The sequence below is a fragment of the Ahrensia sp. 13_GOM-1096m genome (genome assembly GCF_000620605.1).
GTDB lineage: Bacteria > Pseudomonadota > Alphaproteobacteria > Rhizobiales > Rhizobiaceae > Ahrensia > Ahrensia kielensis.
Genome location: NZ_JIAX01000009.1, coordinates 326,198 through 348,212, shown reverse-complemented (window position 1 = coordinate 348,212; position 22,015 = coordinate 326,198). Strand labels below are relative to the sequence as shown.

General features: G+C 49.2%; 21 protein-coding genes. 12 read left to right on the top strand and 9 right to left on the bottom strand.

What is annotated here, in order from left to right; translation table 11 throughout:
• Positions 1–4: 4 nt before the first annotated feature.
• The 3 genes from N530_RS0105665 to purM are packed head-to-tail and all read right to left on the bottom strand — an operon-like array spanning position 5 to position 2,515.
• Positions 5–865 carry a 23S rRNA (adenine(2030)-N(6))-methyltransferase RlmJ gene (locus N530_RS0105665; protein ID WP_026479902.1) on the bottom strand — a complete coding sequence of 287 codons (861 nt, stop codon included), beginning with the start codon at positions 863–865 and terminating at the stop codon, positions 5–7.
• A complete protein-coding gene (gene purN, locus N530_RS0105660) occupies positions 862–1,455 on the bottom strand; it encodes a phosphoribosylglycinamide formyltransferase (protein ID WP_026479901.1) in 594 nt (197 codons plus the stop codon). Before purN ends, N530_RS0105665 begins: the two co-directional genes overlap by 4 nt.
• Positions 1,442–2,515 (bottom strand): phosphoribosylformylglycinamidine cyclo-ligase, encoded by a 1,074-nt coding sequence (purM, locus tag N530_RS0105655; protein WP_026479900.1) that lies wholly within the window; start codon positions 2,513–2,515, stop codon positions 1,442–1,444. The genes purN and purM overlap by 14 nt, the downstream gene beginning before the upstream one ends.
• A 177-nt stretch (positions 2,516–2,692) precedes the next feature.
• On the opposite strand from purM, the gene N530_RS0105650 reads away from it, so the two are divergent.
• From N530_RS0105650 to N530_RS0105630, 5 genes are all read left to right on the top strand, one after another.
• Positions 2,693–3,247, top strand: coding sequence for a CDP-alcohol phosphatidyltransferase family protein (locus N530_RS0105650; protein WP_035266438.1), 555 nt, complete (start codon positions 2,693–2,695; stop codon positions 3,245–3,247).
• A gap of 3 nt (positions 3,248–3,250) precedes the next feature.
• Positions 3,251–4,405, top strand: a complete 1,155-nt coding sequence (locus tag N530_RS0105645; protein WP_026479898.1) for an AI-2E family transporter — start codon at positions 3,251–3,253, stop codon at positions 4,403–4,405.
• A 30-nt stretch (positions 4,406–4,435) separates the two neighbouring features.
• Positions 4,436–5,113: a DnaA ATPase domain-containing protein gene (locus N530_RS0105640; protein WP_026479897.1), complete on the top strand. Its 678-nt coding sequence runs from the start codon at positions 4,436–4,438 to the stop codon at positions 5,111–5,113.
• 77 nt (positions 5,114–5,190) lie between these two features.
• Entirely contained in the window at positions 5,191–7,434 is a 2,244-nt protein-coding gene (locus tag N530_RS0105635) for an RNA degradosome polyphosphate kinase (RefSeq protein ID WP_371179695.1), read from the top strand.
• 17 nt (positions 7,435–7,451) lie between these two features.
• On the top strand, positions 7,452–8,972 hold the full coding sequence (locus N530_RS0105630) for a Ppx/GppA family phosphatase (RefSeq protein WP_026479895.1): 1,521 nt from the start codon (positions 7,452–7,454) through the stop codon (positions 8,970–8,972).
• A gap of 9 nt (positions 8,973–8,981) precedes the next feature.
• Here N530_RS0105630 and rnd read toward each other — a convergent pair whose 3' ends face one another.
• Positions 8,982–10,139: a ribonuclease D gene (gene rnd / locus N530_RS0105625; protein WP_018687525.1), complete on the bottom strand. Its 1,158-nt coding sequence runs from the start codon at positions 10,137–10,139 to the stop codon at positions 8,982–8,984.
• A gap of 11 nt (positions 10,140–10,150) precedes the next feature.
• Positions 10,151–10,729: a hypothetical protein gene (locus tag N530_RS0105620; RefSeq protein ID WP_026479894.1), complete on the bottom strand. Its 579-nt coding sequence runs from the start codon at positions 10,727–10,729 to the stop codon at positions 10,151–10,153.
• 774 nt (positions 10,730–11,503) lie between these two features.
• Here N530_RS0105620 and aspS point away from each other — a divergent pair.
• On the top strand, positions 11,504–13,303 hold the full coding sequence (gene aspS / locus N530_RS0105615) for an aspartate--tRNA ligase (protein ID WP_026479893.1): 1,800 nt from the start codon (positions 11,504–11,506) through the stop codon (positions 13,301–13,303).
• A 91-nt stretch (positions 13,304–13,394) separates the two neighbouring features.
• Here the strand turns inward: aspS and N530_RS0105610 are convergent, their stop codons facing one another.
• A complete protein-coding gene (locus N530_RS0105610; protein ID WP_162150936.1) occupies positions 13,395–14,558 on the bottom strand; it encodes a YdgA family protein in 1,164 nt (387 codons plus the stop codon).
• 134 nt (positions 14,559–14,692) lie between these two features.
• Positions 14,693–15,364, bottom strand: coding sequence for an RluA family pseudouridine synthase (locus tag N530_RS0105605; protein WP_202899020.1), 672 nt, complete (start codon positions 15,362–15,364; stop codon positions 14,693–14,695).
• A gap of 115 nt (positions 15,365–15,479) precedes the next feature.
• Here N530_RS0105605 and N530_RS0105600 point away from each other — a divergent pair, with 115 nt between their 5' ends.
• Both N530_RS0105600 and N530_RS0105595 read left to right on the top strand, forming a co-directional pair.
• A complete protein-coding gene (locus N530_RS0105600; protein ID WP_026479890.1) occupies positions 15,480–16,352 on the top strand; it encodes an alpha/beta hydrolase in 873 nt (290 codons plus the stop codon).
• A gap of 52 nt (positions 16,353–16,404) precedes the next feature.
• On the top strand, positions 16,405–17,085 hold the full coding sequence (locus N530_RS0105595) for an SDR family oxidoreductase (protein ID WP_026479889.1): 681 nt from the start codon (positions 16,405–16,407) through the stop codon (positions 17,083–17,085).
• Between the two features lie 4 nt (positions 17,086–17,089).
• Here N530_RS0105595 and N530_RS17485 read toward each other — a convergent pair whose 3' ends face one another.
• On the bottom strand, positions 17,090–17,473 hold the full coding sequence (locus N530_RS17485; RefSeq protein WP_211097844.1) for a DUF2293 domain-containing protein: 384 nt from the start codon (positions 17,471–17,473) through the stop codon (positions 17,090–17,092).
• A gap of 82 nt (positions 17,474–17,555) precedes the next feature.
• Here N530_RS17485 and N530_RS0105585 point away from each other — a divergent pair, with 82 nt between their 5' ends.
• From N530_RS0105585 to N530_RS0105570, 4 genes are all read left to right on the top strand, one after another.
• Positions 17,556–18,563, top strand: coding sequence for an ArsR/SmtB family transcription factor (locus N530_RS0105585; RefSeq protein WP_371179694.1), 1,008 nt, complete (start codon positions 17,556–17,558; stop codon positions 18,561–18,563).
• Positions 18,563–19,477: a methylenetetrahydrofolate reductase [NAD(P)H] gene (gene metF / locus N530_RS0105580; RefSeq protein WP_018687537.1), complete on the top strand. Its 915-nt coding sequence runs from the start codon at positions 18,563–18,565 to the stop codon at positions 19,475–19,477. The genes N530_RS0105585 and metF overlap by 1 nt, the downstream gene beginning before the upstream one ends.
• Positions 19,478–19,571: 94 nt before the next feature.
• Positions 19,572–20,159: an FMN-dependent NADH-azoreductase gene (locus N530_RS0105575; RefSeq protein ID WP_026479888.1), complete on the top strand. Its 588-nt coding sequence runs from the start codon at positions 19,572–19,574 to the stop codon at positions 20,157–20,159.
• Positions 20,160–20,372: 213 nt separating this feature from the next.
• Positions 20,373–21,593 carry an alanine racemase gene (locus tag N530_RS0105570; protein ID WP_026479887.1) on the top strand — a complete coding sequence of 407 codons (1,221 nt, stop codon included), beginning with the start codon at positions 20,373–20,375 and terminating at the stop codon, positions 21,591–21,593.
• A gap of 3 nt (positions 21,594–21,596) precedes the next feature.
• Here the strand turns inward: N530_RS0105570 and N530_RS0105565 are convergent, their stop codons facing one another.
• Complete coding sequence (locus N530_RS0105565; protein WP_026479886.1) at positions 21,597–22,004, bottom strand: RidA family protein; 408 nt, start codon at positions 22,002–22,004, stop codon at positions 21,597–21,599.
• Positions 22,005–22,015 lie beyond the last annotated feature (11 nt).

Genomic DNA, 22,015 nt, shown 5'->3' with positions numbered 1-22,015 from the left:
TTGGCTATTTTTGCTCGCCAACGAGCTCATAAATTGAATGCGAACCGGAGCCCGGCACGACTTCAAATAATTTGACCAGCCAAGGCAACAAAACCTTTAGCTCTTTTTCCAACACATAAGGCGGGTTGACGATAACCATTCCGGTGCCAATAAATTTAGCCTGAGAGCCGGGGCGATCAATCATCACCCGAACATCTAACGTGCGGCCCAAATCCATGCCGGAAAGGACTCTGGAAAAGCTGGCAATCATCTGCAAATCTTTGATCGGATACCAAAGCATATAGGTGCCTTTGGAGAAGCGTTTTTGAGCATCATAAAGCGCGCGCAAAATCGCATTGAACTCATCGCGATCTTCAAATGGCGGGTCGACCAAGATGAGGCCACGCTTTTCATTTGGTGGCAACTGCGCTTTCATTGCTTGCCAAGCATCAAGATGGTGCGTCTTGGTGTTCTTGGCCCAGTTGAAGTTGATCGTAAGTTCGTCAAAATCTTCAGGGTGAAGCTCAACAAGCGACAGGCGGTCAGTGCGGCGGATCAATGATTGTGCAACCATGGGCGAGCCGGGATAATGCTGAAGTTTGTCTTCGTTCATGTCGTTCAAAAGAGTTGTGAACGGTTCGCAAAGCTCACGTACTTCTTTTGGCGCGTTGGGTAGTGCCTTTATAAGGCGCGCGATGCCTGTTTCAGCTTCGCGCGTTTTTTGCGCTTCAACGCCTTTCAAATCATAACGCCCGACACCTGCATGGGTATCCATGACAAAGAACGGGGCATCCTTGCGTTTGAAATACATCAATACGCGCGTTAAAATGATGTGCTTGACGACATCGGCAAAGTTACCAGCATGGTAAGCGTGGCGGTAGTTCATGGTTCTTGCCTTTCGATCACATCGCGTAGCGCTTGCGCATAAAGCTTGTGTTCTTGCTCCAACACACGTGCGGTGAGGGTGGTTTCAGTGTCACCGCTTAATATTGGCACTTTTGCCTGCGCGATTACAGGGCCTTCATCCATACCAGCTGTCACATAATGAACGGTACAGCCGTGCTCATCATCACCTGCGTCAAGTGCCCGCTGGTGCGTGTTAAGGCCTTTATATTTCGGCAGAATGCTTGGGTGGATATTGATAATTTTCCCAGCCCATTTGTCGATAAAGTCTGCGCTTAAAAGGCGCATAAAACCCGCAAGACATATAATGTCTGCATCCCATTCACAAAGCTGATTGTGGATTGCAGTCTCATGCTCTGCTTTCGATGCATAATCTGCGCGTGCAAATGCACCTGTTGCGATATTCATATCAGCAGCAGTGATAAGGCCAGCCGCATCTTTTTTATCGGCAATGACACCGACGACTTCAGCTGGAAAATCCGGTGCAGAAATTGCATCTGCAAGCGCGATCATGTTCGACCCGCGACCGGAAATCAGAATTGCAACTTTTGTAACCCGTTCAACCAAGATCAAGTGTGCCTTTGTAAATGACCGCTTCGCCGCTCCGCGCAGTGAGCGTTCCAAGGCGGCATGTTTTTTCGCCTTCACGTTCAAGGATGTCGCTCACGGCATCTGCGTTTTCCGGCGATACAATAACGATCATGCCAACACCGCAATTAAATGTGCGCAGCATTTCTGTCGCATTCACGCCGCCAGCTTTTGCAAGCCAGCGAAACACAGGCAGTGTTTCCAAAGCGTCAAGATCAATGGTTGCTGCAAGGCTCTTTGGCAGAACGCGCGGAATGTTTTCAGTAAATCCACCACCGGTAATATGCGCCATTGCTTTCACGGCATCGGTCTCGCGAATGGCTGCCAAAAGTGACTTCACATAAATTTTCGTTGGCTCGAGCAATTCTTCGCCAACTGTTTTTGAACCGAACGGCGCTTTGTCTGCAAAGCCGAGGCCGTTTGTCTCAATGATTTTGCGCACGAGTGAAAAGCCGTTGGAGTGAACGCCGCTGGATGCAAGACCCAAAATCACATCACCTTCTTGAATGTCATTAGAAGGCAGCATTGCGCCGCGCTCTGCTGCACCAACCGCAAAGCCAGCCAAATCATAATCACCATCGCGGTACATGCCGGGCATTTCAGCGGTTTCGCCGCCAATCAATGCACAGCCAGCCTGTTTGCAGCCATCAGCAATGCCGCGCACAATGTCGGTGCCTTCTTCAACGCTCAATTTGCCCGTTGCGAAGTAATCAAGAAAGAACAATGGTTCCGCGCCTTGAACAACCAGATCGTTCACACACATTGCCACAAGGTCAATGCCAACCGTGTCATGCTTGTTGGCATCGATCGCAATTTTTAGCTTTGTGCCAACACCGTCATTGGCAGCAACAAGAATAGGATCTTTGAAGCCAGCCGCTTTTAAATCAAACAATCCGCCAAATCCGCCGATTTCGGTATCAGAGCCAGGACGGCTTGTTTCGCGCACGATAGGCTTTATGGCCTCGACAAGCGCGTTTCCGGCATCAATATCAACGCCGGCATCGGCATAACTCAATCCGTTTGAACTGTTTGCATTTTCTGACATTGACTTTGTCCCGTTTGCTACTTCGGTTTTAGCGCTCTATGGCACGGGTCGTCCTTATGTTCCAATGGTCTTGTGCCACAATCACAGAAAAAAGGACTTTTATTGGCTACATTTGCAGCCGTTGTTTGGATTTAACGTGAATTGAACCTAGATAAAGACTGAACAGGATTAAGCTCGATGGGAAAAAACGTCTACACTCTCCCCAATCTCATCACTTTGGCCCGTTTATTTACCGTGCCGCTGATTATTTATCTCATTGTCTTGGGCAATTGGACTGCCGCACTGGTTTTATTTATCTTGGCCGGCATTTCAGACGCTGTCGATGGCATTATTGCGCGTAAATACGGTCTCGGCAGCGAGGTCGGAGCCTATCTCGATCCAATATCAGACAAGGTGCTTTTAACAGCTGTCTTTATAGCACTTGGATATTATGAGGTCGTGCCGATCTGGTTTGTGTTTCTAGTTGTTGCACGCGATGCGCTGATCATCGGCGCTGTGGTATTGTCAACAATTATGGGCGCTGATGTCGTTATAAAGCCACTTATGATTTCTAAAGCGAATACACTTGTGCAGATTGGTCTGGCTGCCTATCTGATTGCAATGAAGGCTGGATTTTTTTCGATACCGATTCTAGGCAGCGCTCTTATCTACATTGTCGCTGCATTAACCTTGGCATCTACGGCGGCTTATTGCGTCGTGTGGTTCCGGCATATGGCAGAATATGAGGATTAAGTAATGGGCGAACATTTATCAGCAAAAGCGCTGCGCCGTCAGGCTCTTTTCTGGCTTGGTGCAATCATTGTTTTCGGTGTGCTTCTCTATATTTTCAGAAGCGTTTTGCTGCCGTTTTTAGCGGGTTTTGTTCTGGCCTATTTCTTAGACCCAGTTGCGGACTATTTGGAACGCAAAGGCATGTCGCGCATATGGGCGACTGTCAGCATATTGCTGGCGTTCCTCATTGTGTTTCTTCTCGCTTTGGCAATTATTGTGCCGGTCTTAGCATCGCAGGCAATTGAGTTTGCAGGCAATTTGCCGAACTATTTGGTGCGACTGCGCGAAGTCATTTCCAGCGCGAAGATCGACATGACTTGGCTCAATACATTTTTTGGCATTGATTTTGCCGCCGTTGATCTTGGCTTCGACATGAAAAAGATCACCGATAGTTTTGACACCTATCTGGAAGAAGGTTTTGGTGTCGTTAAAACCGTCGTGCAGGGAATTTGGAATTCTGGTCAGGCCGCAATGAACATTGTCAGCCTTTTGGTTGTTACGCCTGTTGTGGCATTTTACATGTTGCTCGATTGGGACAAAATGATTGCCAAAATTGACGGCTGGATTCCGCGCGATCATGTAACCACAGTGCGTGCGATTGCACGGGATATGAATGAGGCTGTGGCTGGTTTCATTCGCGGGCAGGGAACGGTAAGCCTGATCCTTGGTATCTTTTATGCCATTTCGCTCACCTTAGCGGGTTTGAATTTCGGCTTGCTTATTGGTTTGCTCACAGGAGTGTTGAGCTTCATTCCTTATGTCGGCTCTGCAATCGGGCTCATATTATCCATTGGTGTCGCGCTGGTGCAGTTCTGGCCGGACTATATTCAAATCGGTATCATCGCCGCGATTTTCTTTGCTGGTCAGTTCTTTGAGGGTAATTTCCTTCAACCAAAAATGGTTGGCGATAGCGTTGGTTTGCATCCGGTGTGGTTAATGTTTGCGCTTTTCGCATTTGGTTCACTGCTCGGCTTTACAGGCATGTTAATCGCTGTACCCGCTGCTGCTGCGGTTGGCGTGTTGGTGCGGTTTGCTCTTTCGGCCTATCTTCACAGCGATCTTTACCAAAATGAAAGCGCAGGGCGTGCTATAGAGACCAAAGCTGAAATAGAAGAATAGCCGCATTGAGTTTGGCTAGAGCGTTTTTTAATGGTTGAAGCAAATCAGCTACTGCTGGATTTGAGGGGCGCACCATCGCTGACACGCGATGATTTGGTGGTCAGTGCTGCCAATTTGAATGCGGCATCTCTTATTGATAACTGGCCGCATTGGCCTTCGCCTTGGGCTATTTTGATTGGCGCTAAAGGCTATGGAAAATCGCACCTTGCCGAGATTTGGTGCGAGGCGGCACAGGCGCACCGTGTTAATCCGTCGGAATTATCAGATGTTGATCTGGATGAAGCGCAACAAGGCCGCCCAATCCTAATCGATGGGTTGTCTGAGGGGAACTTCGACGAAACCCGCACATTTCACCTCATGAACGCTGTTCGCAATGCGCAGCAAACCATGTTGATTACGGCCGAAAACAACCCAGCTTTGTGGCGTTTAGAAACGGCAGACCTTCGCTCTCGCTTTAAGGCTGCCACGACCGTTGAAATTGGCGAACCAGATGATGCGCTTCTGCGCGCTGTTCTTGCCAAATTATTTGCTGACAGGCAGATTAATGTTGGCCCCGATATTGTTGAGTATTTGGCAACACGCATAGATCGCTCCCTTGGCAGTGCAAACCATGTGGTCAATCTTCTTGATCGGGAAGCGCTGAAGTCTAAGGCGCGTATTACAAAGCCTCTGATCGCCCGTGTGCTTGAAACGATTGACAGTGAATAGTGTGGAAAACCAGTTTCTTATTGGTTCAAACTGCCCCTAGTGCATAGCGATTTATTTCTGTCATATAGCTGGTATAAATACGGCGAGTCGATAGAACTCTTGATAAGAATATGGGTCGCATGATTAACTCTTTCGAAGAAACTTCCGGAAACGCTGCATCATCTATAAAGATGATTGCCGAGAACGATCCTGCACGGTTTGTGAACCGCGAATTTTCTTGGCTCCAGTTCAATTGGCGTGTTTTGGAAGAAGCTCAAAATACGAGCCAACCTTTGCTTGAGCGCCTGCGGTTTTTGTCGATTTCCGCTGCCAATCTTGACGAGTTTTTTATGGTGCGTGTCGCGGGTTTAGCGGGGCAGGTGCGGGAGCAAGTCAGCCAACGGTCTATCGACGGTCTTTCGGCGCAAGAACAATTGGATATGGTGATTGAAGAAATCACCAAGCTTCAATGTGAACAACAGGCCACTTTGTCCTCGCTTCTAGAAGAGCTGCGCAAAGAAAATATTGAGATCGTTAAAACCGAAGAATTATTGCCTGCAGATTTAGCGTGGCTTGAAGATCATTTCCTGCAAAAGATTTTCCCAATCTTGACGCCTTTATCTGTTGATCCGGCACATCCATTTCCATTCATTCCCAATCTTGGTTTTTCCATCGCGTTGGAACTGATCAATTTAAAGAACCGCAAAACTATGAATGCGCTGATCCGTTTGCCGGTCGCGCTTAATCGGTTTGTGGAAGTGCCAACGGATGGGACGCGCTTTCGCTTCGTATCGCTTGAACTTATTGTTAGCCTATATATCGACAAGCTTTATCCGGGCTATGAAGTTAAAGGTGCAGGTACTTTTCGCGTTATTCGTGACAGCGATCTTGAGGTCGAAGAAGAAGCGGAAGACTTGGTGCGCTATTTTGAAAGCGCGCTTAAACGTCGCCGCCGTGGACAAGTTATTCGGATTGAATATGATTCTGAAACGCCTCAAAATCTGCGCGATTTCGTAAGTCATGTACTGGAAGTGCCCGAGAGCCGTGTGAGCGTACAGACAGGGGTTTTGGCGCTCAGTACGGTGTCAGAAATTGTAAAAATACCGCGCGATGATCTTTTGTTCAAATCCTACACCGCACGCTTTCCAGAGCGGGTGCGCGAACATTCAGGCGATTGCTTTGCCGCGATCAATGAAAAAGACATCATCATTCACCACCCTTATGAAAGCTTTGATGTTGTGGTGCAGTTTCTGCGTCAAGCAGCAGCCGACCCCGATGTGCTGGCGATCAAGCAAACGCTTTATCGAACATCAAACAACAGCCCGATTGTGCGTGCGCTCATGGATGCTGCTGAATCAGGCAAATCCGTAACCGCGCTTGTGGAATTGAAAGCCCGCTTTGATGAAGAGGCCAATATTCGTTGGGCACGTGACTTGGAGCGAGCAGGGGTGCAGGTCGTCTTCGGCTTTGTCGAGTTGAAAACCCATGCGAAAATGTCTCTGGTTGTCAGACAAGAAGAATCAGGGCTTCGCAATTACGTTCACTTAGGCACTGGCAACTACCATCCGATTACAGCAAAGATTTACACAGACCTTTCTTACTTCACCTGTAATGACCAGATTGCACATGATGTGCAGCGCGTGTTCAATCTGATCACAAGCTATGCTGATCCGGGCCAAGATTTGAAGCTCGCCGTGTCGCCTTATTATATGCGCGACCGAATTTTGCGTCACATCAACGAAGAGATTGAGCATGTGAAAGCAGGTCGCCCCGGTGCGATCTGGATGAAGATGAACTCACTTGTCGATGCAAAAATCATCGATGCTTTGTATGAAGCAAGCGCTGTGGGTGTTGAAGTCGACATGATTATTCGCGGCATTTGCTGTCTGCGTCCGCAAGTTCCAGGCCTGTCTGAAAACATTCGTGTGAAATCTATCGTCGGCCGGTTTCTCGAACATAGCCGCATCTTTTGCTTTGGTAATGGCCGCGGATTGCCGTCCAAAAAGCCAATCGTTTATATCGGTTCTGCCGATTTGATGCCGCGTAATTTGGACCGCCGCGTAGAAACATTGGTGCCGCTTGAAAATGCGACAGTGTTACAACAAGTGGTCAACCAAATTATGCTCGCCAATCTTTTGGACAATGAGCAAAGCTATGATTTGCTATCCGATGGTCGCTCAAAACGTGTTATTCCATTGCCAGATGAAGCGCCGTTCAATGCTCAAACCTATTTTATGACCAATCCAAGTCTTTCTGGACGTGGAAAAGCACTGAAATCTTCTGCACCGGGATTGATTGCGCATAAGAAAAGAGCGCAAGATGCTTCATCGACGATAAAATAAAAGCATCGGTAATTTGTGTGATTGAAACTGAAGACGCTCAAGGCCGTTTAAAAGGCCGAAATCCGGTTGGCGTTATTGATATCGGGTCAAACTCAGTTCGTCTGGTGCTTTACGAAGGATTGGTGCGTTCTCCGGCTATTTTGTTCAACGAAAAAGTCTCCTGTGGTTTGGGGCGCGGTATTGCTGCGACCAATCGTATGGACGATGGCGCGGTTGAAGAGGCGCTTGAAGCGTTGGTTCGCTTCCGTGCCTTGGCCGATCAGGTTGGCGTTGGAGAATTGTATATCGTCGCAACGGCTGCTGCACGCGAAGCCGAAAATGGCCCCGAATTTGTTGAAAAGGCAGAGCGTATTCTGCGCCAACCCATTCATATTTTAACGGGTTTAGAGGAAGCGCACTTTTCTGCTCAAGGCATTATTTCAGCCTTTCGTGCCCCAGATGGTATTGCAGGCGATTTGGGCGGCGGTAGTCTTGAACTCGTTGATATTAATGGCGATTTAGCGGGAACAGGCATAACGATGCCGCTCGGGGTCATTCGTCTTGGCGAACGTGCAGAAGCATCGTTTCCAACCGCTGAAAAAATCACGCGCAAAGATATAAAATCCGCAGATATCCTTGATACCGGCAAAGGCCGCGTCTTCTATGCTGTTGGCGGCACGTGGCGAAACATCGCCAAGCTGCACATATCTTCGACAAACTATCCTTTGCATGTCACACATTCCTATGAGGTTGAACCGGAGGAGTTGCTGAAATTCCTCGATAAAATCAAGCAAGGCAATCTGGATAAATTCGAGGGAATTTCCGACGTTTCTAATTCCCGCCGAGCGTTGCTGCCTTATGGTGCTATTGTTCTTGCAGAAGTTATCAAGAGGATGGAGCCGAGCAAAATTGTCTTTTCTTCCAGTGGTTTGCGCGAAGGATATCTTTATGCGCAGCTTGATGAAGAGACGCAGCGTGCTGACGCATTGTATGAAGCCGCAGGAGAGCTAGCAATTCTGCGCGCACGTTCGCCGCGCCATGCGCGCGAATTGGCTGAGTGGACTGCATATAGTTTCGAGAAGTTCGGGATTGACGAAAGCGTTGACGAAAAACGCTACCGCGATGCGGCGTGTCTCTTGGCCGATATTGGCTGGCGCGCCCATGCCGATTACCGCGCGATGCAGTCGCTTGCGATTCTCGCTTATGGCAGTTTTGTTCAAGTTGATCATCAGGGGCGGGCCTATATCGCGCTGTCAAATTACTTTCGTTATGAGGGACTTAAAAACGAGTCGCTCGCGCCAGAAATCCGCAGCATTACAACAGATCGAATTTGGGAGCGTTCAAGGCTCCTTGGTGGTTTTATGCGGGTTGCATATTTGTTTACCGCTGCAATGCCGGGCGTCATGAGCAACCTTGAGTGGGAGCAGACGGGCGATAAGGAAATGATGTTAACACTGCCTGAAAGCCTGCGCGCTTTAGCCGGAGAACGTCCCGCCGGCCGGATCAATCAATTGTCAAAAGTCACAGGCTGGAAAATCTCCGTCAGTATTCGCCCTTAGCCTGCGTTATTAAATATCGACAACACCAATCTTGCGGTTTTCAAAGCGCAAGCCTGATTTTCCATCGAGCAATTTCATCGCTCTTTCGCCAAAAAGCTCTTTGCGCCAGCCTTTCATCGCGGGCACATCGGCTTCTTCGCCCAAGATCGCGATCTGCTCAAGCTGATCTGAAGACGCGATAATTTTGGCCGCAACATCGAATTCTTCTGCTGTAAGTTTCAACAGAACTTTCAGCAAATCAACGGCCGCACTGGTGCCTTCTGGCGAATGCGCAGGACGCGGAATCTTCGGCAATTCATCACGGTCAAGCGCATGGGCACGCGCAACACAATCTATGATCGAGCGCCCACTTGCCGATTTTTCAAAGCCCTTATGCAGGGTGCGCAACCGTGAAAGACCATCGGTGTCTTTGGGTTGGCTTTGCGCGATTTCGTAAATCGCATCATCTTTTATGATCCGGTTACGCGGCACATTGCGCTCACGTGCTTCATTTTCACGCCATTCAGCCAGATTTTTTAAAATCGCAAATTCGATCGGCTTTTTGATGCGTAATTTAAGCCGTGTCCAAGCCTCGTTCGGCGGCAGATCATAGGTCTTTGGCGTCGTGAGAATATCCATCTCTTCGGTCAGCCAATGGGTGCGGTTTTCTTCTTCCAGCTTGTCCTTGAGAAAATTATACACATCGCGCAAATGCGTTACATCTGCCAATGCATATTCAAGCTGTTGATCAGAAAGCGGACGCAGCTTCCAATTGGTAAACCGCAAAGATTTGTCGATATGCGCACCGGAAATACGGCGCACCAATTGGTCATAAGCAATGGAATCACCAAAGCCGCACACCATCGCTGCAACCTGTGTGTCGAACAAAGGCTCGGGCAGTTTGCCAGAAAGTTTGTAGAATATTTCCACATCCTGACGGGCCGCATGAAAAACTTTGATGACATCCTTGTTCGCCATTAAATCGTGAAGCGGCGTCAAATCGATGCCTTCTGCAAGCGGATCAATCAGAACCGCTTCATCATCAGAGGCAACCTGCACCAGACATAAATCCGGCCAGAACGTTGTCTCACGGACAAATTCCGTATCAACGGTCACATATTTATGGGTTGCAAAGCGCGCGCAAACATCGGCGAGGGTGGCAGTGTCGTTTATCGTTATTAAGCTCATAAGAATTTTATTTATCGGAGGTGACGCAAAGAGTCGAATGGAATTGTTGGCTTTAAGCGTGCGGGTTGTGTGAAGGCGTGTGATCGCATTATCGCACTTAAGTGGTGCGATTTATAGAGTGCAAATTTTGAATTTGGGCGTGCCATATGTAGGCAGGGCGGTGCACGGCAGTTAAAAACGGCCAGCACAAGCTTTGCAGCACTGTTGCGGATATAAAATGCACAGCCGCGTGAATGATTGTTCAAGAGGGGCCGCGCCAAACATTGGCCGTGTTGGGGCTGGCCCTCGGCGCTTGGCTTTAACCGGATAAGCGCTTTTTTCACCGCTTTAAGCCGTGTGACAACGGTTTTAATTGTTATGGGATCATGTTGCTGAACAGGCATGGCTATCTGCACAAAGCCTGACGCAATCTGCAAATAATAGGTGGCTCTTTCTAACTTGAAAATTGTGTCCGACACCCACAGCCCAATCCGGCGTGGCAAAACGCGTTCTGCATGAAACATCGTGGCGATTATGAGCCAATACCGCACGAGACGCAAAAGCGCAGCGCGGTTCTTCTCAATGGCAATGGCTTTAGGTGCGTTGTTCATCGCCGCAGTGTGCGGGTGTTTTGTGGTTGGTGGATAAGATGGGTGTTTAATTTATCCCCTCTCTTGCAAAAACTAAGGACTTGGCAAACCAAGCCCAAGTTTTTGCTTTCTCTCCCGCAAGGGGAGAGATAGGGCGCGCAAGCACAGTTCGGCATTCATATTAAGGGCAATTGCCACAAGGCAAATATAAACCCTGCGCGAACCAAGCATCCTTTTTCCTCTCCCGCCTGCGGGAGAGGGATGTGAGGCTTCGCGCATTTGCGCGTTAGCCGCAACTGGGTGAGGGGAATTCTCTGTCCCCCTCATCCGTCTACTCGTTTGCACTCGTATCCACCTTCTCCCGCAAGCGGGAGAAGGGCAGGTGGCTAACCGCGGAATCTTGCGTTCTATGTATGAGTTGTTGAGGGGCGAATGTTTCTGCCTCCTCCCGCTGGCGGGGGAGGCACGAGAAGCAAGCGCAGCGCGGCTGATCGGGTGGGGGCGGAATACGGATTGTTTGAATAACCCCCACCCTGTATCCCTCCCCCTTTTAAAAGTGGGAGGGAGGGTGCAACATTTGACCTGAGACACCGTCATCCTCAGTCTTGAGCCTAGGATGACGGAAATTGGTTTAAGCCTTGGTGGCTAGTTGTTGTAATCGGCATGCATATTAAGGACAATTACCTGAAGGCAAATATAAACAGCACACCAACCAAGCATCCTACATTGCTTTCTCGTGCCAGCTGAATTAAGCGGTGCACTTAAATAGTATCATTATAACTAAAGGCATTTATCATGCACCGTTATCGCAGTCACACTTGTGGCGCCTTACGTAAATCTGACGCTGGCAACACAGTCCGGCTTTCTGGCTGGGTTCACCGTGTTCGTGACCATGGCGGCGTTCTTTTTATCGACCTTCGTGACCATTATGGCATAACGCAAGTTGTGGCCGATCCGGATTCTCCTTGCTTTAACGCTGCTGAATTGGCGCGCGGCGAGTGGGTTCTGCGTATCGATGGCGATGTGAAGCCGCGCAGCGATGCGACAATCAACGCGAATTTGCCAACCGGCGAAATCGAAATTTATGCGCGCGATATTGAAGTGCTATCGAAAGCTGAAGAGCTTCCGCTGCCTGTTTTTGGTGAGCCGGATTATCCTGAAGATATTCGCCTAAAATACCGCTTTCTCGATTTGCGGCGTGAAACACTGCACGCCAACATCATGAAGCGCACGCGCATTATCGCCAAAATGCGTGAAGAGATGAACAAGATCGAGTTCACTGAATTCTCAACGCCAATTTTGACGGCATCATCGCCGGAAGGTGCGCGCGACTTCCTCGTGCCAAGCCGTATTCATCAGGGCCAGTTTTATGCACTGCCGCAAGCGCCGCAGCAATATAAACAGCTGATCATGATGAGTGGCTTTGACCGCTATTTCCAGATCGCACCATGTTTCCGCGATGAAGACCCGCGTGCAGACCGCCTGCCGGGCGAGTTCTACCAGCTCGACCTTGAAATGAGCTTTGTTGAGCAGGACGAGATTCTGGAGACGATGGAACCAGTCATGCGCAATGTGTTTGAAGCATTTGCGGACGGTAAACCTGTGTCGCAGACTTTCCGCCGCATTGCTTATGACGATTCCATTCGCATGTATGGTTCAGATAAGCCGGATTTGCGTAACCCAATCGTTATGCAGGATGTTTCAGAACATTTCCGTGGTTCAGGCTTTGGCGTGTTTGCTGGCATTTTGGATGCAGACCCGAAACACCAAGTTTGGGCAATCCCTGTTAAGGGCGCTGGCAGCCGCAAACATTGTGACCGCATGAATTCATGGGCGCAGGGCGAAGGCCAGCCGGGCATGGGCTATATCTTCTGGCGTGAGCTTGAAGGCAAGTTTGATGCTGCCGGTCCAATCGCAAAAAACATTGGCGCAGAACGCACAGAAGCGCTTCGCCAGCAGCTAGGTCTTGAAATTGGCGATGCTGTGTTCTTTGCAGCGGGCGATCCGAAAAAGTTTGCATCCTTTGCCGGTGCTGCACGTCAGAAGGCAGGCGAAGAAGCGGGTCTGATTGATGAGAACCGCTTTGAGCTTTGCTGGATTGTCGACTTCCCGTTCTACGAATGGGACGAAGACAACAAGCGCGTTGAATTTGCACACAACCCGTTCTCTATGCCGCAGGGTGGCAAAGAGGCGCTGGACGCTGCAACCACTGAAGAGCAGCAGCTAGCGCTTAAAGCTTACCAATATGATTTGGTGTGTAATGGCTTCGAGATCGCGTCAGGCGGTATTCGTAACCATTTGCCTGAATCCATGGTCAAGGCGTTTGAATATGCTGGTCTGTCGAAGGAAACTGTTGAAGAGCGCTTTGGCGGTCTTTACCGTGCATTCCAATATGGCGCACCGCCGCATGGCGGCATGGCTGCGGGTGTTGACCGTGTGGTTATGTTGTTGGTTGGCGCAAAGAACTTGCGTGAGATCACAATGTTCCCAATGAACCAGCAAGCGCGCGATGTGCTTATGGGTGCACCGGGCGAAGTGGGTAACGAGCAATTGCGTGAACTCAACCTGCGCATCAATCCAATCATCAAAGATTGAGCGCGGTAAGCGCTGCGCTTTCATAACGCGTTACGAGAATCAAAAAGGCCCGCTGCGAGATTTCACAGCGGGCCTTTTTCGTAATATGAGATTATTTATTTGCTTCAAGTTTCAGCGAAAGAGCGCTGATCAATGACGCAGGGTTTGATGTGGCCGCCGCGATAAGCTGCGCAACAGGTACAGGTGAGGCTGGGGCCGCAGAGATCGTCAAGCTCTTAGGGTTATCCAGATATTGGCCAATGGCAGCGCTTGCCTTGGCAGCAAAATCTGGATCGCCGAGCTGTGCAAGACCAAGGGGCAGCATGCCTTTTGCAAAAGCCACTGTGCTCTCGCGGTTCATGCCTTGCTGTGCACCAAAGAAGTCGATCAGCCGGCCCGTCAGGGATTTATCATCAATCGTGATTGAGGCTGAATTAATATCCAATTGCTGCATCATGCCGAGCATCGCAAGACCCATCTGCTGGTCATTGTCTTTGTTGGCTTTTTGCATTTCCTGCATGGCCGTTGCCAATTGCGGTGTGTAGCCGCCAATTTCAAAACGGAAAGTAAGGTCTGCAGCATCGTCAGCTGATAGTGTCATTGGATCAAGAATAAGATCGCCATTGCCAAGGTCCCACGTGCCTTTGGCTTCAAGCGTACCATTGATCTGCTCGTAATTAAGCGCTTTCATCGTTTCGATTGTCTTGGCATCGCCAGTCGCTGTGAAGTCAATGAAAAGATCTTCAATGACCATGTCAGAGCTTATTTTCCCGCCTGGCTGATAGTCAGAAATCGTTGCTGAACTTTTTCCTGCAGAAAAAATGGTTTTGCCGTTTCTACTAATCTTGATCGGAGCGCCGATGGCGTTTCTATAAAAAGAACCTTTTAAAATAGGGTCTGTCTCATTGGGGCCAGCAATAAAGAAACCTTCAATAACAACACCGCCAAAAGAAAATTTTACATCGTCATCATTTGTTTCAAATCCCGGTACGCCGATACGGCCAACAACATAGCCGTCATTGGGGGCTTCGATGACATCTTGAAGAATGAATGAATCAATTTTCACAGAATCGGTTTCTGCATATTTAAGAGTGACGCCTTTGAGAACAACGTCATCGCCGCCTTCAACGCTAGCGCTCTCAGCACTGAGTGTGAGGCCTTGCAACTCGAGTTGCGCAGCGAGGCGATCAAGCACTGTCTGGCCGTCAATTGCCGCAAATGCTGATGTGGCAAATGTTGAAATGATCGCTGTTGCGACTGTCGTTTTAAAAATCATGGGCAGCATACTATGGCCTGTCTCTTAAGTTGGATGATGCGCCAAAGATACGGCGCTTGGCGCAAGCTGCAAGGCAATTATGTGATAAAAATGACGCGAAGCTAAGTTCGCATAAATATACGCTATTTTTATACTTAAAAAGGTGGGGGGCTTTTTAAGTTTAACCACTCGCGTGTGACAGGGTGATAAAACTCAACCTGTGTGGAGTGCAGGCACATGCGCTCATGGGCGTGATAAGCCTCGTCAGGTGCATACATACGGTCGCCAATGATTGGATGGCCCAGATATTGGCAATGGACACGCAATTGATGCGAGCGGCCCGTTTTGGGCTTCATCAAAAGGTCGCTTGTTGTTTCTGTTTGGGAAATAACTTCCCATTCTGTAATCGCTTCGCGCCCTTGCTCGTGGTCGATCATCTGGCGCGGCCGGTTTGGCCAATCGCAGCGCAAGGGCTGGTTCACAACACCTGATTGTTGATCTGGGTGGCCCCATACACGCGCAATATATTGTTTTTTAACAACGCGGTCCTCAAATTGACGTCCTAAATGGGCGCGCGTTTTGGCCGTTAGACCAAATATGATCAGGCCTGATGTGTCCCAGTCGAGCCGATGCACCAAACGCGCCTCAGGATTATAGTCGATAGCGCGCGATTCGAGGCAGTCATGCGTGCCCGGGCTCGTGCCCGAAACAGTCAGCAAACCGGTCGGTTTATCCAGAACAAGCACAAATTCATCTTCATAAACAACGGCGAGTGGAACCATTGGCGGATTGTAGTCAGGGCGTGGGCGTAGTGGGAGCACGGTCATTTCCAAATTCATTTGCGGCTGTTTATCAAAAAATATCGTGTAGCCCATACAATTTTGCCTAAAATCGAGTATATCGGTTTCATTAGGGCAATTTGATCAAGAATTTGGATGATCCATGGGTGCTTCAGCACATATCAGCGCGCAGCGTTATCATTTTTCGGCGCGCATAATCGTTTCGTTTATTGCGGTTTGGGCAACATTATTGCTTGCACCTATGCAAGCTGGTGCAGCCAAACTGCATGACGGTATCCGATACTCCGGTAATTTGCAGCTAGATGTTTATGAGCCTGAAGGCGGACGCGGTCTGTTTGCGCGTAAAAAACCCGTTGTGATATATATTCACGGCGGCGGCTGGGCAAAAGGCGACCGCAAGCGCGTTTATAAAATGCCAGAATGGTTGACGTCCAAGGGCTATGTCTTTGTCGCGATGGATTATCGCAAAGTGCCAGCAACAACGATTGACGGGCAGGTGCATGATGTAACCGCGGCTATGAACTGGGCGCGCAAAAATATCCGTAAATATGGCGGCGACCCTAACCGTATGGTCCTGATGGGGCATTCTGCAGGCGCGCATCTTTCAGCCTTGATTGCTTCCAAAGGGCAAGCAAAAGGCTTTCGCGGTATCATTCCCAATGATGTGCAGGCTTATGACTTGCTGGCCTATGCCACAAAACGTGGGTCAATTGGCTCTATGTTTGGACTGGCCTTTACCGATGAGCCAAAAAACTGGATGCGGTGGTCGCCTGCGACCTATGCCCGTTCAACAAAACGGATGCCGCCACATTTGATACTTTATTCTAGCAGCCAAGGTGAGCGTCGACGTTCAATTTCGATTGGCTATGCAAATCTAATCAAAGGACTTGGCACGCCAACCGAAATTTTCCATGGCACGGCCTATCGTCATGGCGCAATTGCTGCGCGGTTAGGAACCCCAGGTGACGCTGCAAGCGCTGCTATTGAGCGCTTTTTGAAAAGAGTGACGCGTTAAAATAAGCAAGAAATTTATCTGGCCTTATGTTCAGCCAAAACGAGGAAACACAATGGCGAGAGTTTTAATTACGGGCGCTGCACGCGGTATTGGACAAGCATTGGCCGCAGAGCTGATAAAGCGCGGCCATAACATTATCGCGACGGTGCGAAACGATGCCGACGCCCAAGCGCTTAAATCAACCTTTGGCGCAAAAATTGATGTCTTGGTGTTCGATGTTACGGACCATGAAGCCATTAAAAAGGCTGCATCTAGTGTTGAAGGCGCAATTGACGTTCTGGTGAATAATGCCGGCGTGATCGGGCCAGAAAAACAATCAACGCTGGATATGGATTTTGCTGGTTTTGCCAAGACGCTAGAGATCAACACGCTTGCGCCATTGATGATGTGTCAGGCTTTTCTGCCGCATATTAAACAGAGCAAAAGGCCCGGTATCATCACCATATCGTCGCAGATGGGCAAAATGGCTTATCAAGTCTCGGATCGCATTGCGTATCGCGCATCAAAATCTGCCGTCAATAAAGTGATGCAAGGATTGGCCACTGATCTGCGTGAAATATACATTCCCGTTCAGTTGGTGCATCCTGGCTGGGTGCGCACCGATATGGGTGGACAGGGCGCTGATATTTCCGTTGATGAAAGTGTCAGTGGTATCGCCGACTTGGTCGAGAATATCGATATGAGCAAGACGGGCACATTCGTTGCCTATGATGGTTCAACAATGGAATGGTGATGCGCTATTCTGGCTCATCATCAAAATCTCCATCGTCCTCATTTTCATGCGCAACATTCACTTTGTGATTACGGATAAGCGATAGCTCATCTTCATCCGCATCGATCAGGCGTGTTGAACCCCAGATACGCAAGACATCGTTCATCGCATCCAGCACAAAGTGGCGCGCGCTGTCGCTATCATAGCCCTCATCAAGCAATTCATCATAATCGGTGTGGTTGTGGCGCACATGTGTCGTCACCGCCAACCAAGCGCTAATATTGGCAGGTAGGTGCCGCAAATGGCGTTTGCGGGCAATGTCTTTGATGGCGATCACTTCGCTGAGCGGCGCATGGGGCACCAATGCGTTCAAAGCTTTGGACATTTCAACTTGAAATCGTGTGCTCATAATTCAACTATCTATTGGTAACATTCAATATGGTGCTTGTAGCGCTTGCATTTGTGATATAAAGATATGTTTATGTCATTTAATTGAGAGTGCTATGTTTCAAATCGATCCCTATGTTGATTGCCTTAAATCCATTGCGGAGCCAAGCCGTTTGCGCATTTTGCGTTTGCTTGCCGATGGCGATTTGACCGTTTCAGACCTTACCGCGATTCTTGGCCAATCTCAGCCACGCGTTTCGCGTCACTTGAAATTACTCATTGATGCGCAATTGATAAACCGTTGGCAGGAAGGTTCATGGGCGCTTTTCCGGCTTGTCTCGTCCGGCACCAAGGCTGACCTTGTGCATTCATTATTGGCAGCCATTGAGCCCACAGATCCGGTTGTTCAGCGTGATCTTGAGCGTTTGGAATCAGTGAAGCAAAAACGCCGTGCTGCTGCTGCAGAATATTTTGCCAAAAATGCTGCCAGCTGGGACAAGCTGCGCATGTTGCATGCCGCTGACGGTGATGTTGAAAAAGCGCTGCTTGAAATTACAGGCAGGGGCCCATTCAACAATATGCTGGATATTGGCACGGGCACTGGGCGTATGCTTGAGCTGTTTGCCCCTTACTATCGTTCTGCTGTTGGTATTGATGCCAGCCGCGAAATGCTTGGCGTTGCGCGCTCAAATCTTGAAGCGGCAGAACTGTCCAATGTCGAGGTTCGGCTTGGCGATATTTACAACATGCCCGTCGAGCGCAACGCCTATGATTTAATCGTCATCCATCAGGTGCTACACTATTTGGATGATCCGGCAGCTGCGATGCGCGAGGCAATGCGAAGCCTATCGCCGTCTGGCCGATTGGTCGTCGTGGATTTTGCACCGCATGAAATGGAGTTTCTGCGTCAGGAACATCAGCATCAACGCCTCGGATTTGAAACCAAGGCCATAGAGGGTTGGTTTAAAGAGGCAGGGCTACAGTCAATCGCGTCAAAAGCAATTAAATCCTCTGGCACCAATGACGGCAATCCTTTGACCGTCATGATTTGGGCTGCCGAAGACAAACGAATTGAAATTGCAGATACTGCACATGTGGAGAAATTAGCATAATGACCGGATCAGTATTATCGCGGACGCATGGTGCTGCTGAAGAGCGTAACTTGCGCATTTCCTTTGAGTTTTTTCCACCTAAAAATGATGCGATGGAAGAAACATTAGCGCAAACAATTACAAAATTGGCACCGCTTTCACCGGACTTCATTTCAGTGACCTATGGCGCAGGTGGCTCCACCCGCGATCCGTCAAGGCGCACGCTTGCCAAAATTTTAGAACAGGCTGGCGTGCCAGCTGCCGCGCATTTGACCTGTGTTGGCTCGACCAAAGCAGAAGTTGATGAAGTCATACGCGACTTTGCGTCGATGGGTATCAGTAGATTTGTTGCGCTGCGCGGTGATCCTGAAACGGGTATGGGCACTCAATATGTGCCAACAGAAGGCGGATATGAAAATGCCGCTGATCTGGTTTCAGGCCTCAAAGCCACGTCAGATTTTGATGTGTCGGTGGCAGCCTATCCTGAAAAACACCCCGAAAGCCCAGACTTTGATGCAGACATAGAAATGTTGAAGCGCAAAGTCGACAATGGTGCGAACCGCGCGATTACGCAGTTCTTTTTCGAGAATGATTTATATGAGCGCTATGTTGAGCGTGTGCGTGCCGCTGGTATCAATGTGCCAATCGTGCCGGGTATTTTGCCAATCCATAATTTCAAAGCCATGTCCAATTTTGCACAAAGATGCCAAACCAATGTACCTGCTTGGTTAGCGGACCGGTTTTCTGGCCTTGAGAACGATGCGCAAACCCATGCGATGATTGCAACAGCGATTGCCGCAGACCAAGTAACGGACCTTGTTGACCGCGGCGTGACCGATTTTCACTTCTATACGATGAACCGGCCCGACCTTGTTTTTGCATTGTGTAAGCTGATCGGCATCAAGGGAAATGACAATTCTGCTTGGGCTGCATAAGGAAACGTTGAACAGTCTGTCGCCGAAACGCTGTCTAGTGTGAACAGTTATAGCGCTTATATGCTCTCCAGAATTACCTTCCAAGGAGACCATAATGCCTACAATTCTTTCTATCCAATCATCTGCCCGTCATGAGAATTCCCATAGCCGCGATCTTAGCAAAGAGCTGATTGCAAAGCTCAATAAGAGCGGAAATTTTGACGTGCAGGAACGCGATTTAACGCAGACTATTCCGCACGTAAATGAAAAGTGGCTCGGCGCAAACTGGACGCCTAAGGCAGACCGTAACGCTGAACAAAAAGCGCATTTGGAACTGTCCGACAAGCTTGTTGAGCAGCTAAAGGCAGCTGATGTTCTCGTCATCGGCGCGCCAATATATAATTTTTCTGTACCTGCCGCGCTTAAAGCATGGATCGATATGGTTTGCCGCGCAGGCGACACATTCAAATATACTGAAACAGGACCAAAAGGTCTTCTTGAGGACAAAAAAGCCTATGTCGTCATCGCTTCAGGCGGCGTGCCTGTTGATAGCCCATACGACTTTGCAACACCTTATCTTCGCCAAGTTCTCGGCTTTATCGGCATCACAGATGTTGAAATTATTGCCGCCGACGGCCTTGTGGCAAATGAAGCTGCATCTCTTGCAAAAGCCAATGCTGAAATCGAGCGTTTGGCCGCTTAATTTCTAACGGTTCGTAAAAACGATATACCGCGAATGTTTACGCCCACATTCGCGGTATTTATTTAAGCGCCACTCGTGTTCTTCGTTCAAAGCGATTTCGACTTGAATTGAATTAAGCGGTTAATGTTCTAGCCGCACATCACGCTATGGGTGGCGCATCACTCGGCCCTGCATTAGGTTTCACAAATCAGTTGTGATTTGCGGGAGCGAAATATGGATCGGTATTTGGACGGCACTGAGGCGGCGTTGGCTCTAAGGCCAGATCAGCCCGTATATTGTTTTCGCCCGCACGTATTGATCGAGGACGCAAAGCGCTTCCAATCCCTGTTCCCCGGACAAACCGCCTATGCGGTGAAAACCAACGGCGAGCCGATGGTGATTAAAACGCTTGTTGATGCAGGCGTAACGGCGTTCGACGTGGCATCTCCAGCCGAATTTGAAATTGTACGCAAATATTCGCCCGATGCAGAAATGCTTTATATGCATCCGGTCAAAGCGCAGTCCGATATTCGCCTTGCGCTTGAGCATTACAAAATTCGCACGCTCGTCGTTGATCATGAAGATGAGATCGTCAAAGTTCTGCGGGTTTGCCGCGCCATTGATATTGATCACACGCAAGTCACGGTGTTTGTGCGCCTGCAAACCAAAGGCCACGCAGCCTATGAGCTTTCCAAAAAGTTCGGTGCTGCGCCAAGCCATGCCGTCGATCTTTTAAGAAGGCTGCACCGTATCGGCTTTAAAACAGGAATCTGTTTTCATGTGGGAAGCCAGATCGAAGATGCAGACACCTATGAAAAAGCGATTGCATCGGCTTATTGGGTGCGCACACGCGCCAATGTTCCCTTGGTGGGGCTCGATGTTGGCGGCGGATTTCCTGCCGATTATGGCCGTGACCCAAAGAAAACAAATGATTTTACCCCCGGCTTAGAAGCGCTCATGCAGAGCATTGATGGGGCCGTTAAAGAATATGACTTTGATGACCTGCCATTGGTTGCCGAACCAGGCAGGGTGATTTGTGCACGGGCCTTCTCGCTCATCGTGCGCGTGCTGCTGCGTAAAGGTAAGCGCCTTTATATCAATGATGGCATTTGGGCGTCATTATCGGATAGCTGGACCGGCAAAATGACGATGCCAGCGCGAATTATACCTGACCCGACAATTAGGCGTCGCAATGGCGATCCAGAAAAGATCGTCCCATTTAAAGTGTGCGGTGCAACCTGCGATTCCGTTGATATTTTGACACGGCCATTTTATCTGCCGGAAACAATCGACACCGGCGATTGGATCGAGATTGGCAATATTGGCGCTTATTCGCTTTCACTGCGCTCTCACTTCAACGGTTTTTACCCAGATACTTTTGTTGAAGTTGAAAACGCATTCGAAATTGGTGAAGCGCCAACAGGCCGTGCCAGCCTTGAGACTATGGGAGATTAGAACTTAGTTCGGCAAGCGCACAGTCAATTCAATTTCGATTTTAAGGTCTGGTGCAGCAAGCGATGCAACGCCCACACCTGTGATGCATGGTTTCGCACCGCCGAACATATCCAGTATGGCAGGAAAAATCTGGTTCAGCGTATCCGGATTTAAATCCACCATGAAAATGCGCGCTATGACAATGTTTTCAGGGTTTGCGCCAACCGCATCCAGTGCTGCTTTAGCATTCAATGCAGCAATCTTGGCTTGCTCTTCCAAACTCTCTGGAACGCGCAGGCCATCTGGTCGCCATGCAACTTGGCCTGAGATATAGGCCATACGGCCTGGCTCTACGATACTAATTTGAGAATATCCCATTTCACCTGCATCTGGCAGTGTGGAAGGGTTCAATCTGGTAATGGCTTGTGTCATACTAAACTCTA

What these genes read in the sequence shown, in the direction of transcription:
- N530_RS0105665 (WP_026479902.1), bottom strand. Translation starts at nt 865, where the DNA reads ATGAACTACCGCCACGCTTACCATGCTGGTAACTTTGCCGATGTCGTC.
- purM (WP_026479900.1), bottom strand. Translation starts at nt 2,515, where the DNA reads ATGTCAGAAAATGCAAACAGTTCAAACGGATTGAGTTATGCCGATGCC.
- N530_RS0105650 (WP_035266438.1), top strand. Translation starts at nt 2,693, where the DNA reads ATGGGAAAAAACGTCTACACTCTCCCCAATCTCATCACTTTGGCCCGT.
- N530_RS0105645 (WP_026479898.1), top strand. Translation starts at nt 3,251, where the DNA reads ATGGGCGAACATTTATCAGCAAAAGCGCTGCGCCGTCAGGCTCTTTTC.
- N530_RS0105640 (WP_026479897.1), top strand. Translation starts at nt 4,436, where the DNA reads ATGGTTGAAGCAAATCAGCTACTGCTGGATTTGAGGGGCGCACCATCG.
- rnd (WP_018687525.1), bottom strand. Translation starts at nt 10,139, where the DNA reads ATGAGCTTAATAACGATAAACGACACTGCCACCCTCGCCGATGTTTGC.
- N530_RS0105620 (WP_026479894.1), bottom strand. Translation starts at nt 10,729, where the DNA reads ATGAACAACGCACCTAAAGCCATTGCCATTGAGAAGAACCGCGCTGCG.
- aspS (WP_026479893.1), top strand. Translation starts at nt 11,504, where the DNA reads ATGCACCGTTATCGCAGTCACACTTGTGGCGCCTTACGTAAATCTGAC.
- N530_RS0105610 (WP_162150936.1), bottom strand. Translation starts at nt 14,558, where the DNA reads ATGATTTTTAAAACGACAGTCGCAACAGCGATCATTTCAACATTTGCC.
- N530_RS0105605 (WP_202899020.1), bottom strand. Translation starts at nt 15,364, where the DNA reads ATGACCGTGCTCCCACTACGCCCACGCCCTGACTACAATCCGCCAATG.
- N530_RS0105600 (WP_026479890.1), top strand. Translation starts at nt 15,480, where the DNA reads ATGGGTGCTTCAGCACATATCAGCGCGCAGCGTTATCATTTTTCGGCG.
- N530_RS0105595 (WP_026479889.1), top strand. Translation starts at nt 16,405, where the DNA reads ATGGCGAGAGTTTTAATTACGGGCGCTGCACGCGGTATTGGACAAGCA.
- N530_RS17485 (WP_211097844.1), bottom strand. Translation starts at nt 17,473, where the DNA reads ATGAGCACACGATTTCAAGTTGAAATGTCCAAAGCTTTGAACGCATTG.
- metF (WP_018687537.1), top strand. Translation starts at nt 18,563, where the DNA reads ATGACCGGATCAGTATTATCGCGGACGCATGGTGCTGCTGAAGAGCGT.
- N530_RS0105575 (WP_026479888.1), top strand. Translation starts at nt 19,572, where the DNA reads ATGCCTACAATTCTTTCTATCCAATCATCTGCCCGTCATGAGAATTCC.
- N530_RS0105570 (WP_026479887.1), top strand. Translation starts at nt 20,373, where the DNA reads ATGGATCGGTATTTGGACGGCACTGAGGCGGCGTTGGCTCTAAGGCCA.
- N530_RS0105565 (WP_026479886.1), bottom strand. Translation starts at nt 22,004, where the DNA reads ATGACACAAGCCATTACCAGATTGAACCCTTCCACACTGCCAGATGCA.